At 38.1% G+C, this 13595-nt stretch carries 16 protein-coding genes and 2 other annotated features; of the genes, 15 read left to right on the top strand and 1 reads right to left on the bottom strand.

Annotated features, from left to right (window positions below; genetic code table 11):
• Nucleotides 1-3: 3 nt before the first annotated feature.
• The 13 genes from coaE (at nt 4) to MKY06_RS24185 (ending at nt 11383) form a co-directional block, all read left to right on the top strand.
• Nucleotides 4-600 (top strand): dephospho-CoA kinase, encoded by a 597-nt coding sequence (coaE, locus tag MKY06_RS24245; RefSeq protein ID WP_016765703.1) that lies wholly within the window; start codon nt 4-6, stop codon nt 598-600.
• A gap of 218 nt (nt 601-818) precedes the next feature.
• On the top strand, nt 819-1850 hold the full coding sequence (locus tag MKY06_RS24240; protein WP_013059435.1) for a glyceraldehyde-3-phosphate dehydrogenase: 1032 nt from the start codon (nt 819-821) through the stop codon (nt 1848-1850).
• A 424-nt stretch (nt 1851-2274) separates the two neighbouring features.
• The gene (gene speD / locus MKY06_RS24235; RefSeq protein WP_013059434.1) at nt 2275-2655 is read left to right on the top strand and encodes an adenosylmethionine decarboxylase; all 381 of its coding nucleotides are present in this window, start codon (nt 2275-2277) and stop codon (nt 2653-2655) included.
• Nucleotides 2656-2748: 93 nt separating this feature from the next.
• Nucleotides 2749-3135 (top strand): hypothetical protein, encoded by a 387-nt coding sequence (locus MKY06_RS24230; RefSeq protein WP_013059433.1) that lies wholly within the window; start codon nt 2749-2751, stop codon nt 3133-3135.
• 243 nt (nt 3136-3378) lie between these two features.
• Nucleotides 3379-3840: a transcriptional regulator NrdR gene (gene nrdR / locus MKY06_RS24225; protein WP_013059432.1), complete on the top strand. Its 462-nt coding sequence runs from the start codon at nt 3379-3381 to the stop codon at nt 3838-3840.
• A gap of 72 nt (nt 3841-3912) precedes the next feature.
• Nucleotides 3913-5340, top strand: a complete 1428-nt coding sequence (locus MKY06_RS24220) for a replication initiation and membrane attachment family protein (RefSeq protein ID WP_013059431.1) — start codon at nt 3913-3915, stop codon at nt 5338-5340.
• Between the two features lie 32 nt (nt 5341-5372).
• On the top strand, nt 5373-6305 hold the full coding sequence (gene dnaI / locus MKY06_RS24215; protein ID WP_013059430.1) for a primosomal protein DnaI: 933 nt from the start codon (nt 5373-5375) through the stop codon (nt 6303-6305).
• Between the two features lie 96 nt (nt 6306-6401).
• A complete protein-coding gene (gene ytxC, locus MKY06_RS24210) occupies nt 6402-7262 on the top strand; it encodes a sporulation protein YtxC (RefSeq protein ID WP_013059429.1) in 861 nt (286 codons plus the stop codon).
• A gap of 60 nt (nt 7263-7322) precedes the next feature.
• Nucleotides 7323-7571: a binding site (T-box leader), on the top strand.
• A 44-nt stretch (nt 7572-7615) separates the two neighbouring features.
• A complete protein-coding gene (thrS, locus tag MKY06_RS24205; RefSeq protein ID WP_194719240.1) occupies nt 7616-9574 on the top strand; it encodes a threonine--tRNA ligase in 1959 nt (652 codons plus the stop codon).
• A gap of 171 nt (nt 9575-9745) precedes the next feature.
• Nucleotides 9746-9868: a sequence feature (ribosomal protein L20 leader region), on the top strand.
• Nucleotides 9869-9937: 69 nt separating this feature from the next.
• Complete coding sequence (gene infC / locus MKY06_RS24200; RefSeq protein ID WP_013059427.1) at nt 9938-10441, top strand: translation initiation factor IF-3; 504 nt, start codon at nt 9938-9940, stop codon at nt 10439-10441.
• Nucleotides 10442-10462: 21 nt separating this feature from the next.
• A complete protein-coding gene (rpmI, locus tag MKY06_RS24195; RefSeq protein WP_013059426.1) occupies nt 10463-10663 on the top strand; it encodes a 50S ribosomal protein L35 in 201 nt (66 codons plus the stop codon).
• Nucleotides 10664-10702: 39 nt separating this feature from the next.
• Complete coding sequence (rplT, locus tag MKY06_RS24190) at nt 10703-11062, top strand: 50S ribosomal protein L20 (RefSeq protein WP_013059425.1); 360 nt, start codon at nt 10703-10705, stop codon at nt 11060-11062.
• Between the two features lie 60 nt (nt 11063-11122).
• Complete coding sequence (locus MKY06_RS24185; protein WP_013059424.1) at nt 11123-11383, top strand: DUF1294 domain-containing protein; 261 nt, start codon at nt 11123-11125, stop codon at nt 11381-11383.
• Between the two features lie 18 nt (nt 11384-11401).
• Here the strand turns inward: MKY06_RS24185 and MKY06_RS24180 are convergent, their stop codons facing one another.
• Complete coding sequence (locus tag MKY06_RS24180; protein ID WP_063672753.1) at nt 11402-11779, bottom strand: hypothetical protein; 378 nt, start codon at nt 11777-11779, stop codon at nt 11402-11404.
• 132 nt (nt 11780-11911) lie between these two features.
• Between MKY06_RS24180 and MKY06_RS24175 the strand changes: the two genes are divergently transcribed.
• Both MKY06_RS24175 and MKY06_RS24170 read left to right on the top strand, forming a co-directional pair.
• Nucleotides 11912-12400, top strand: coding sequence for a dUTP diphosphatase (locus MKY06_RS24175; protein WP_013059422.1), 489 nt, complete (start codon nt 11912-11914; stop codon nt 12398-12400).
• Between the two features lie 77 nt (nt 12401-12477).
• Nucleotides 12478-13563 carry a M42 family metallopeptidase gene (locus MKY06_RS24170; RefSeq protein ID WP_013059421.1) on the top strand — a complete coding sequence of 362 codons (1086 nt, stop codon included), beginning with the start codon at nt 12478-12480 and terminating at the stop codon, nt 13561-13563.
• The last annotated feature ends 32 nt before the right edge of the window (nt 13564-13595 follow it).

Genomic DNA, 13595 nt, shown 5'->3' with positions numbered 1-13595 from the left:
CCAATGTCAATTGTAATTGGATTAACGGGCGGAATTGCAAGCGGAAAAAGCACGGTAACCGGAATGCTACGAGATATCAATATTCCAGTAATCGACGCTGATCACATTGCAAAAGAAGTCGTAGAACCAGGAAAAGAAGCATACAAACAAATTGTCGAGACGTTCGGCCGTTCTATTCTTCACGAGAACGCGGAGATCAATCGAGCGGCTTTAGGGGAAATTGTGTTTTATCAAGAGGAAGAACGTAAAAAGTTGAATGCAATTGTACATCCTGCCGTAAGAAAAGAAATGCTTTCTCAAAAGGAAAGCTATATAGAGGAAGGTTACGAAGCCGTTGTATTAGATATTCCGCTGCTGTTTGAAAGCGATTTGACACACTTAGTGGATAAAGTAGTGGTTGTATATGTCGATGAGTCTGTGCAGCTAGAAAGGTTAAAGTCGCGTAATAACCTCTCGGCGGAGGATGCCTATGCGCGTATCCATGCACAGCTGCCTTTGATTCAAAAAGTAGCCTTAGCCGATGCGGTGATCAATAACAACGGTCCTGTAGAGGAAACAAAACAACAGCTTTTAAGTATATTAGCCCTATGGCTAGATTAAAGAGTGAATGATTGCATTCACTCTTTTTTTATTGGGAATATTTAAGGGCTTCTAAAAAAGAATGTGTTAAATATCTGTTCTCGCTATATACATATAGTAAAACTTAATTAAAATAATTTATTAAAAAAAATTAATATTATTCACTTTTTAAATATTTATGTTATACTATTCAATATAAAAAGTTAAATAGTATAACACATATAGAGAGGGGTATAGCCATGAAAGCACGTATTGCCATTAATGGTTTTGGGAGAATAGGAAGAATGGTGTTTCGCACAGCGATTATAGAGGAAAATTTAGATATTATTGCAATAAATGCATCTTATCCAGCAGAAACGTTAGCACATTTAATCAAATATGACTCTATACACGGACCATTTAATGGAGATGTCAAATGTGATGATGATGCGCTAATTGTTAACGGTAAAAGAATTCAGCTATTAAATTCACGTGATCCGCTGAATTTGCCTTGGAAAGAGCTTGGGATTGATCTAGTTGTTGAAGCAACGGGAAAATTTAATTCAAGAGAAAAAGCGCAGTTACATATTGAAGCAGGTGCGAAAAAAGTTGTCTTAACGGCACCGGGTAAACAAGAAGATATCACCATTGTGATGGGCGTAAACGAACGAGAGTTTGATGTGAATCAGCATAACATTATTTCTAATGCCTCTTGTACGACAAATTGTCTAGCTCCAGTTGTCAAGGTACTAGACGAAGCGTTCACAATTGAAAACGGTTTAATGACGACCGTTCATGCATATACAAATGATCAAAAGAATATCGATAATCCGCATAAAGATTTGCGAAGAGCTCGTGCGTGTGCTCAATCAATTATTCCTACAACAACTGGAGCAGCCAAGGCACTTTCATTAGTTCTTCCTCATTTAAAAGGAAAACTTCATGGGATGGCGCTTCGTGTGCCAACGCCGAACGTATCGCTTGTCGATTTAGTTGTGGATGTAAGGAAACCTGTGACGATGGAAGATGTTAATTTAGCGTTTATTAAAGCTGCTGAAGGACCATTAAAGAATATTTTAAATTTAACAATGGAACCACTCGTATCAATTGACTTTAATACAAATCCTCATTCAGCGATTGTAGATGGACTATCCACAATCGTAATGGAAGATCATAAAATTAAAGTGTTAGCTTGGTACGATAACGAGTGGGGCTACTCTCAGCGCGTAGTCGATTTGGTAAGATATATTGCTGCAGAAATGCGTAATGGATCAAAAATAAGAGTAAGCTAAGAAAGCTATTGATTGCTTTTAAAAAAAACAGGGAGCTATCGCCCTGTTTTTTTTTGTTTTTATTCAAAAGAATAGGGAAAAGCAATAAGATAAGCATGCAAAGGGGTGTTTATTTTCCTCAATTTTAATAAAAAATTAATAGTCGTTTAGCAGCTTTTACACACTTTCTCACGAGAATACAGGGGTAATTTGTATAGGTCTATCTGCAAGAACAATCTTTAATAAAATCAAAACACGTATTGCAAAATAAATGTAAACAAAGTATACTATGTTTCGTGAACTTCTTGTGTACCTTTCGGTGATGTGGCTACTTAAAGGGTTAGGACCTCTTTGGACTAACTTTCCCCCGTGGTAGTTAACATGCTATATGGCGAAAGAACTTCATGTTTAACGATTAAAAATTGTTAAAGGGGGAAATATCATTATGGAAACAATGGGTCGTCATGTCATCTCAGAATTATGGGGATGCGATTTCGATAAGTTAAATGATATTGATTATATTGAAAAAACGTTTGTTGATGCAGCTTTAAAATCTGGTGCGGAAGTTCGCGAAGTAGCGTTCCATAAATTTGCACCTCAAGGTGTAAGTGGCGTTGTTATTATTTCAGAATCACATTTAACGATTCACAGCTTCCCAGAGCATGGTTATGCAAGTATCGATGTTTATACTTGTGGTCATTTAGATCCTACAATCGCAGCAGATTATATTGCAGATGCTCTAAGTGCACAGACACGTGAAACAATTGAATTACCACGTGGAATGGGTCCTGTTCAGGTAAAACAAACTAAAGCGAATGCACTTTAATAGTGTCGATTGATTACGTAAGTTAAGAGGTGTATTACACACCTCTTTTTAGTATATAAATTTTTAATACGCAAAAACAAAGGGGATAACAACATGGGGGTAGTACAAGCAGTTAAATCTTTATTTTCTAATCATGTAGAAACAAGCGATCACCATTCAGATCCGACTCTAAAAACGCATTATTACAAAACAACGGCCGGGAATGCATTTAAGCAAGTTCATGAAATGTTGAAGCACATGCAAGGGATAGAGATACTTGCTGCGTATGAAGAGCGAGGAGAAATTAGCTTAAACGTTGTAAAAGGAAGAAAAGCTTTTGTTGTGATTACTATTATTAACGTACGTCCTCTTGAAACCGCTATCGATTTTTCTGCTACAACAGAATCAAAAGTGGTGCCGGTTGATTTTGGTTTTAGTAAAGAACTTGTACGTACGCTTTATAAGAGCTTTGATCAAAAACTTATTCCTATTTCTTCGTAAGTTCCTTATCATTTTTGAATTTCAGGAAATAAAATGGGGAAATTCCTTTTCCTTTACTTGTATTCAAGCCTTGTTTTCTATAAGATGGAATAAAGCAAATCCTTTAATACAGCATCGTGTTTGTTAAAGGAAATGATGATAAAAATCATAATAAATGGCGAATAGCCGGCTAACATAGATGGAAATTAACTTATATAAGAGAAAATAAAAAGAAAAACAAGGTTTATTATTGGAGCTGAGAATATGAAGTGCCCATCCTGTCATTACAATGGAACGAGAGTGCTGGACTCGCGCCCTGTAGAAGAAGGCCGCTCTATTCGTAGAAGACGTGAATGCGAAGAGTGTCACTATCGTTTTACAACTTTTGAGAAAGTAGAAGAACTTCCGTTAATTGTTGTAAAAAAAGATGGAGCGAGAGAAGAGTTCAGCAAAGACAAAATCCTTCGAGGGTTAATTAAGGCGTGTGAAAAACGCCAAGTAAGCTTAAAACAATTAGAAGATACCGTACACGATATTGAAACAGAGCTGCGCAGTCAGGGTACATCAGAGGTGCAGTCAGATGTGGTAGGAGAAATGGTGATGGAGCGATTAGCTGCTATCGATGAAGTCTCTTATGTTCGATTTGCTTCTGTATACCGACAATTTAAAGACATCAATGTATTTATTGATGAATTAAAAGATTTAATTAAGAAGGAACGACTGTAAAAGAGCTATTGAAGTATTCTTTAGGCTCTTTTTTTGTCATTTCTATTACTTTAAAAGTAGGTAGGGAACGACATGAAAGAACAACATTGGAAAGAAATGATACCGGTCGATCGTTATGTTGTTCGTTCGAACGGCATACTGCAGGAATACGACCGAAAGATTTTAACCATGCTCTATCAGCCGTTGGTGGGTACAACGTGCTTTGGTCTGTATATGACGCTATGGAGCGAGCTGGAACAAGATCGTTTATGGGGGAAAGAGTCTACGCATCATCATCTAATGTCAATGATGCAAATTAATTTGAAAGCTATTTACCATGAGCGGTTAAAATTAGAAGGCATTGGTTTGTTAAAAACATATATTAAGGAAGAAGATGATGTTCGTGTGTTCATTTATGAGCTCATTCCTCCTCTTACGCCCCATCAGTTTTTTAACGATGGCGTGTTAAATGTATATTTATATAACCGACTCGGAAAATCTATCTTTCAAAAAGTAAAAAATTATTTTTCTGATTCACTCGTCGATGACCAATCGTTCACAGATGTGACGCATTCATTTAACGATGTATTTAAATCAGTTAAAGCAACAGAGCTGGCTCCAAGTTTTCAGTCTGAAAGCAAGGATGTATTTTCTCCTGATGCTCAAACGGACTTTGTGGATTCCTCCAAACGCGCTTCTATTGAGATGAGCCCGGATTCCTTTGATTTTGATTTATTTTTAGCAGGTCTAACAGATTCAATGATTTCGAAAAGGTCTATTACATCTAAAGTAAAACAAGCGATTGAAAAGCTAGCCTTTTTATACGGTATCGATCCTCTTCAAATGAAAAACGTGGTGCTCGATTCGCTAAATGAGAACGATCAAGTTGATATTGAATTGCTTAGAAAAGCGGCACAGTCCTTTTACCAATTTGAAAATGGAGAAGCACTTCCAAATCTAAGCGAACAAATTCAGCCGCCTATGCTTCGTACTATGCAGGAAAAGCAGCCGCAGACAAAGGAAGAGCAGCTCATTCAACAGCTTGAAGTGACTTCTCCTCGACAGCTTTTGATCGAGTTTTCCGGGGGAGCAGAGCCTTCAAAAGCAGATTTGCAAATGATCGAAGAAGTGATGTTTAACCAAAAGCTTTCACCAGGGGTAGTAAATGTTCTTATTTACTATGTTATGCTAAGATCCGATATGAAATTATCTAAGAGCTATGTAGAGAAAATTGCTGGACACTGGGCGCGCAAAAAGGTACAAACTGTTCAAGATGCCATGAATTTAGCTAAAAATGAACAGAAAGAATATCAGAATTGGACCGAAGCAAAGCAAAATAAAAAAACGGCTGGACGAAAAATTGTGCGTAAAGAAATGGTGCCAGAGTGGCTGAGCGATGAAGAAAAAGAAGAGAAAAAGCAGCCTTCAAAAGAAGTGGACGGATTTGAAGAAGAAAAACGAAAGCTACAAGAAGAGCTCAAACAGTTAGATCAAGAGCTAAAACAAAAGCATAAAGAATAAAAAGCAGGTATGATAGAGGTGAGGTGAAAAAGATGAAGCCTATCAATGATTCACTAAATCAGTTAGTGAACAAAAAGGATTTTAAAGCACGCTTAGAAGCATTAAGAAACAGTATCCTGTCTAATCCCGAAGTTAAAACATTTTTGCAAGAGCATCGCCATGAGTTAGATGAGCAAATGGTCGACCGAGGTCTGATGAAGATGCATGAATTTATCGACCAAAGCAAATGCTGTGACAAGTGTCCTTCTTTGCAAAGCTGCGTCAACATGGTGAAAGGATACCACCCTCAGCTGGTTGTAAAAGGCCGTAATATTGATTTACAGTATGAACGCTGTCCTAGAAAAGTACAAGAAGATGAGCGAAAAGAACAAGAATCTTTTATTCAGTGTATGTACGTGCCTAAAGAAATTTTACAGGCAACAATGTCTGATATTGAAATTGAGCAGGGAAGATTTGAAGCCATTAAACTAGTAAGAGATTTTGTGCGAGAATATGAGCCAAATAAGAAAATGAAAGCTTTATATTTACACGGTTCGTTTGGTGTGGGGAAAACGTATTTTCTTGGAGCAATTGCCAATGCGTTAGCCGAAAAGAAAGTGAAATCTACCATTCTGTATGTCCCGGAGTTTTTGCGTGAGTTAAAAGGTTCGTTTCAAGATCAAAGTTTCAATGAGAAAATAGAGTATGTCAAAAAAGTACCGGTTCTTATGCTTGATGATCTCGGAGCAGAATCCGTAACGAGCTGGATGCGAGACGATGTGCTCGGAACCATTTTACAATTCCGTATGCTCGAAAATTTGCCGACATTTTTCAGCTCGAATTTAAATTTTAAAGAGCTTCAACATCATTTGACTTATACCCAAAGAGGCGAGCAGGAAGAGCTCAAAGCCGCTCGTGTCATGGAACGAATTAAGTCTCTAGCCATTCCTGTTGAAATGAATGGAGAGAATAAACGAAATAGATGAGCAGGTCGTTTTACATTTCTTGTAACGACTTGCTCATTTTTTTGCATGTTGCCCCATATACATTAATAAAGCGTGTCCAAAGGGGGGCTATGAGGAATGAAAATATTCTTTAAATATGTAGAAGACGCAGTCGTTGTATATGAGTCTTTATGCGCGAAGCGAAGCGCTTTATCGTATGGTTCACAGTGCTTGAAGCTGGTGAATAATCAGCTTTTAGTCATTGATGAGACATACAATAGAGAGGCCGTTTTACAAGACATGGTGATACCGGTATTAACCCACGTAATTTTAAAAAAGAAAGAAAAAAAGATGATGGTAAACATATTAAAAGAACAATTTTTCTATTCAGAAGAGGAAGAGCAAGATTTGCTGCTTCAAATTATGGGGGGGATTATGGAAGGAGAGAGAGGCGAAATTCCGCAAAAAACATTTTCTCTTCCAAGAGAATTACTTATCCGCCAGGCTCTTCAAGACTTCTTCATTCATAATGTAACATTCACCTTTGAGTCTTTTCTCCAATTCCGCTTAAAAGAATATCAAGAGCGGCTGCGCTATTATGCCGAGCTGGCGATTGATGAATATAAGCTTGAACAAGACTATCAAATTCTTATTCATCAGCTGCGTCAAGCAGCTAATGAAAGACAGTTATCTACAGGCGATGTGTATGTAATGCACTTGAATAAAAACAAGTTTGTGTTGTACGACCACAATAGTAGATATGTTCCTGAACGTGAATGTGCAGCTCTAGCAGAGGCCTTTTTATCTGAACAAGAATCATTATACATAGACTCAACTATTATCGCGCCTTTGCTAAGTTTATCTCCAGCTGCTATTCATCTGTATAGCGACCAGCATGATCATGATTTTGTTTATACCATTCAAAATATCTTCCAAGAAAAAGTTATGTTATACGAAAAAAATGAATTTCCGTTTGATCAAAAGCAAAATATAACGTGAAAGGTTGATTTCTATTTTGAAAATGAATATAATAAATGCATATTGAAAAACAGCTATATGTTACAAGTTATGATGAGGACATGAGTGTATATTTACGGTTTGTAGAGAGGGAGATCCAGGCTGAAAATCTCCTAACACGGAATATATTCTTACCACCTCTAAACTTCAGTAGTAAACGAGCAGAGCCTCTAGTAATTACTGACGGAATTTCCGTTATAAAACCTCGAGCCGCTTCGGGTTCTTTGGGTTATCCAAGATACGAAGAGGAAACAAGGGTGGTACCGCGTGTATACACAACTCGTCCCTTTTGATAAGGGACGAGTTTTTTGTTTTTACAAAAAGTTTATTCAGTTATGTTAAAGGAGTGGAAAGTTGTGTCAGAAGTAATCAAAATGACATTTCCTGATGGAGCTGTTAAAGAGTATTCAAAAGGATCATCAACAGAAGATATTGCGGCTTCTATTAGCCCGGGATTAAAGAAGAAAGCATTAGCAGGCAAAGTAAACGGCGAGCTGCTGGATTTACGTACGCCAATTGAACAAGATGGCAGTCTTGAAATCATTACGCAAGATGCTCCTGAAGCGCTTGAAATTATGCGTCACAGTACAGCGCATTTAATGGCTCAAGCAATCAAACGTTTGTACAAAGATACAAAAGTACAGCTAGGTGTAGGGCCGGTTATCGAAAACGGTTTTTACTATGACATCGATATGGAAGAATCAATTACTCCTGAAGATTTAGGTAAAATTGAAAAAGAAATGAAAAAAATCGTTAATTCAAATATTGAAATTGAACGAAAAGAAGTTTCTCGTGAAGAAGCCATTCAACTTTTTAAAGAAGTTGGCGATGAACTAAAGCTTGAATTGATCGATGCGATTCCAGCAGGTGAAAAGGTTACGATTTACCAACAAGGCGAATTCTTTGACCTTTGCCGAGGCGTGCACGTGCCGTCAACAGGCAAAATTAAAGAATTTAAACTATTAAGCGTGGCGGGTGCTTATTGGCGCGGAGACAGCGATAATCAAATGCTGCAGCGTATTTACGGTACAGCATTCTTTACAAAAGCAGATTTAGACGAGCATCTTCGTCTTCTTGAAGAAGCAAAAGAACGTGACCACCGTAAACTTGGTAAAGAGCTAAACTTATTTACAAATTCTCAAAAAGTAGGACAAGGTCTGCCTTTATGGCTTCCAAAAGGTGCGACGATCCGCCGTATTATCGAGCGTTATATCGTAGATAAAGAAGTAAGCCTTGGTTATCAGCACGTTTACACTCCAGTGCTCGGAAGTGTAGAACTTTACAAAACGTCTGGTCACTGGGAGCACTACCAAGATGACATGTTCCCTGCAATGGAAATGGATAACGAAGACCTGGTTCTTCGTCCGATGAACTGTCCTCATCACATGATGGTTTACAAACAAGGTATTCACAGCTATCGTGAGCTTCCAATCCGTATTGCTGAGCTTGGAACGATGCACCGCTACGAAATGTCAGGAGCATTATCAGGACTTCAGCGTGTTCGAGGCATGACACTAAATGATGCGCATATCTTTGTACGTCCCGACCAAATCAAAGAAGAATTTATTCGTGTAGTTCGCTTAGTTGAAGCGGTTTATAAAGATTTTGGATTTGAAAATTATTCATTCCGTCTATCTTACCGTGACCCTGCAGATACAGAAAAATACTTTGATGATGATGCAATGTGGGAAAAAGCACAAAGCATGTTAAAAGACGCGATGGATGAGCTTGACCTTGATTATTATGAAGCTGAAGGAGAAGCGGCATTCTACGGTCCAAAACTAGACGTTCAAGTTAAAACAGCTCTTGGTAAAGAAGAGACGCTATCTACGGTTCAATTGGATTTCTTACTTCCTGAACGATTTGATTTAACGTATGTAGGAGAAGACGGAAAACAACATCGACCGGTTGTTATTCACCGCGGCGTGGTGTCAACAATGGAACGTTTTGTAGCTTTCTTAATCGAAGAATACAAAGGAGCTTTCCCAACGTGGTTAGCACCTGTACAAGTTCAAGTGATTCCGGTATCACCTACCGTTCACCTTGAGTATGCAAAAGAAGTGCAAGAACAGCTTCAGCTGGCGGGTATTCGTGTGGAACTTGATTCTCGCGATGAGAAAATCGGCTATAAAATCCGTGAGGCTCAAATGCAAAAAATTCCTTATATGCTTGTTGTAGGGGATAAAGAAGTAGAGGATAAAGCAGTAAACGTACGTAAATACGGTGAGCAGAATTCAGAAACAGTGGACTTCCAAGCCTTTTTACAAAATGTAAAAGCAGAAGCATCTCGCTAATGAAAAAAGCAGAGAATTGAAATTCTCTGCTTTTTTATGCAACATTTATAAAAAATTGTTGCATAAATGTTTTTCCTTTGATACAATAATTTTTGTTGTGAAAAAAGAACGAAATCATTGACTTTTGTCTTTGTTGATACTATAATAGCTTAAGTAATTGAATACTTGTTTATACAGAAGAAGAAGCACCCGCTTCTCACCTGAGTGACGCATAGAGCAGTTAGCAGGTACATCGTATCTTAATTAAAACGATAGAAGTGTGGGTGCAGTATGTACTCACACTTTTTTGTGTGAGTTAATAATCGGTCTAAGCAAGCGTATTCGCTCATTAAACCTTGGAGGTGGCTACTTATTAGCAAGGACATGATGGTAAACGAGGGCATTCGAGCTCGCGAAGTTCGTCTAATTGATCAAAACGGTGAACAATTAGGAATTAAATCAAAAAATGAAGCATTAGAAATTGCTTCACGAGTAAATCTTGACTTAGTAATGGTTGCTGCAAATGCGAAACCGCCGGTATGTCGTATTATGGACTACGGTAAATTCCGCTATGAGCAACAACGTAAAGAAAGAGAAGCTCGTAAAAACCAAAAAGTTGTAAACTTAAAAGAAGTTCGTTTAAGTCCAACAATTGATGAACATGATTTTAACACTAAACTTCGTAACGCACGCAAGTTCCTTGAAAAAGGTGACAAAGTGAAAGCGTCTATTCGCTTTAAAGGTCGTGCCATTACTCATAAAGGGATTGGCCAAAAAGTACTTGAACGTTTTTCACAAGCTTGCGAAGATGTAAGTTCAGTTGAATCGGCTCCTAAAATGGAAGGCCGCAGCATGTTCTTAGTCTTGGCACCTAAAAACGAAAAGTAATAGAACGAGGAGGAACACCCCATGCCAAAAATGAAAACACATCGTGGCGCTGCAAAGCGTTTCAAAAAGACTGGAAGCGGTAAATTAAAACGTGCTCGTGCTTACACAAGCCATTTATTCGCTAACAAATCTACAAAACAAAAGCGTAAATTACGTAAAGGTTCTTTAGTAAGCAAAGGTGACTTCAAACGTATCCGTCACTTATTAGATAACATTAAGTAATTTGGGTTGAGATAGAAACAATACAGGAGGTAAACAATTATGCCACGCGTAAAAGGCGGTACAGTAACACGCAAACGTCGTAAAAAAGTTTTAAAATTAGCTAAAGGTTTCTTCGGTTCGAAGCATAGATTATATAAAGTTGCTAATCAGCAAGTTATGAAATCTCACATGTATGCTTATCGTGACCGTCGTCAGAAAAAACGTGACTTCCGTAAATTATGGATCACACGTATTAATGCAGCTGCTCGTATGAACGGTCTTTCTTACAGCCGTTTAATGCACGGTTTAAAATTAGCAGGTATTGAAGTTAACCGCAAAATGCTTGCTGACTTAGCTGTAGCTGATGAAAAAGCATTTGCTGAATTAGCAACTGCTGCTAAAAAAGGCTTAGATAAGTAATGAATATAAAGTCTCGTCATCTTTAGATGATGAGGCTTTTTTGCTATCGGAGGACATATCATGAATGAACTGCTGCTTACCTATTTTATTGTTATTAATATAGTAGGGGTAGGAATGATGTATAGAGATAAACAAAAAGCGAAAAGACATGAGTGGAGAATTGCCGAAAGCACACTGTGGACGGTAGCTGCTATCGGAGGAGCTCTTGGAGGACTGATTGGTATGTATTGCTATCGTCATAAAACGAAGCACACATCGTTTACAGTAGGTTTTCCTATTCTTGCTGCTCTTGATTTACTTTTCTTTTTTGTTATCAGCTGAGCACAAATGATTTTGTGCTCAGTGTAAAAATTCTCGAACGGGGCTTTTCCAGCGAATAGGAGCATTTGGATACATGTCGTGTACGTGGCTTTCCAGCAGCTTGAAATCTTGTTTTTGCAGTTCATGTAATCGAGCTGGATCTGTTAACACCATTGTAATTGACAAAGATTCTGGTTCATTGGGATTGCTGTATTTTTCTCCTTCAAATAAAATACCTTTATACGTTAGTAGAAAATTTTTGCGGATATTCGTTTTTTCATCAACGACAAAAAATTGCTGATGTTCCTGAGCTGATACAAGCTTCCGCTTTGGACTGCGAAAATGCTGAACCAGCTTTAATAGTGTGTAAGCAACAAGCGCGAAAATGAACACGCGAACGATAACAATAACAAACATAACGCTCCCTCCTTTACAAGGCACAGTTTTCTTACTTTACGTTCGAGTCTCTAAAAAGTTTCATGATTTTTGATATAATTTCTTTATTGGTTTAAAAAGAAGAAGATATACATAATTACAGGAGTGATTACATTGAATTTACAACAGCTATTTACCATGCAGCGCCAGCTGGATCAGCATATAGAGGATAAGCATGAGCTTCATAAGGAAGATTTGATTCCGAGAAAGCTTTTAGCACTGCTTGTCGAAATGGGAGAACTGGCAAACGAAACGCGCTGCTTCAAATTTTGGAGCGTCAAACCTCCGGCTGAAGACGCTGTTATTTTAGAAGAATTTGTGGACGGCGTACATTTTATCCTTTCTTTAGGGATTGAAAAAGGATACGATGATTTAACTGAATTACCAAATGCAAAAGCAAGTGATTCAAAAACAGCACAATTTTTACAGGTATTTGCACAAGTTGCTGCTTTCGAGCAGGATCAGTCGAAAGGAAACTATGTGGACATGTTTGTATCTTACATGACGCTTGGCGATATGTTTGGTTTTTCCGCTGAACATATTGAAAAGGCGTACATCTCAAAAAATGAAGTGAATTTTAAACGCCAAGAACAAGGATACTAGAAATAAAGGGATGGGAAATTTTACTTCAACCTCTTTTTAGCTATAATAGAGGTATACATATGAAAGGGGTAATCCATATGACAAAGTTAGATGAAACATTGACGATGCTTAAAGCACTAACAGATGCAAAAGGAATTCCTGGCAATGAGCGTGAACCGCGTGAGGTTATGAAGAAATATATTGCACCTTATGCAGATGAAGTAACGACGGATGGGCTAGGCAGTTTGATTGCAAAAAAAGTGGGCAACGAACAAGGGCCTAAAATTATGGTAGCCGGTCACTTAGATGAAGTAGGCTTTATGGTGACTCAAATTGATGAACGCGGCTTTATTCGTTTTCAAACGGTAGGCGGATGGTGGTCTCAAGTTATGCTTGCTCAACGCGTAACCATCGTTACATCTAAAGGAGAGGTAACGGGGATTATTGGCTCAAAGCCTCCTCATATCCTGCCTCCAGAAGTTCGTAAAAAGCCCGTTGACATTAAAGATATGTTCATCGATATTGGTGCCTCTAGCAGAGAAGAAGTAGCGGAGTGGGGAGTGAAACCTGGTGATCAGGTTGTGCCTTATTTCGAATTTACGGTTATGAACAACGAAAAGATGCTGCTAGCGAAAGCCTGGGATAACCGTATCGGCTGTGCAATCGCTATCGATGTATTAAAAGCTTTAAAAAATGAAACACATGAAAATGTTGTGTATGGTGTAGGAACGGTGCAAGAAGAAGTTGGACTTAGAGGTGCAAAAACATCCGCTAACTTTATTGAACCGGATATTGCATTTGCTGTTGATGTCGGTATCGCTGGAGATACACCTGGTGTTTCTGATAAAGAAGCATCTTCTAAAATGGGAGATGGTCCGCAAATCATTTTATATGATGCTTCCATGGTTTCTCATAAAGGACTTCGAGATACAGTGGTAAATGTGGCAGATGAATTAAATATTCCATATCAATTTGATGCAATCGCTGGAGGCGGTACGGACTCAGGTTCTATCCATATTTCAGCTAACGGGGTGCCAGCACTTTCGATTACGATCGCAACTCGTTATATCCATTCTCATGCAGCGATGCTTCATCGTGATGATTATGAAAATGCAGTTAAATTAATTGCGGAAGTAATTAAACGCTTAGACCGAAATACGGTGAACGCAATTACGTATAATTAAAAAAAGCTCATTCTCCTAGGAGAATGAGTTTT

Source organism: Priestia sp. FSL P4-0332, from assembly GCF_038005845.1.
Classification (GTDB): Bacteria; Bacillota; Bacilli; order Bacillales; family Bacillaceae_H; genus Priestia.
The sequence above is the reverse complement of the archived record's forward strand: the minus strand, read 5'-3'. Positions and strand labels throughout refer to the sequence as shown.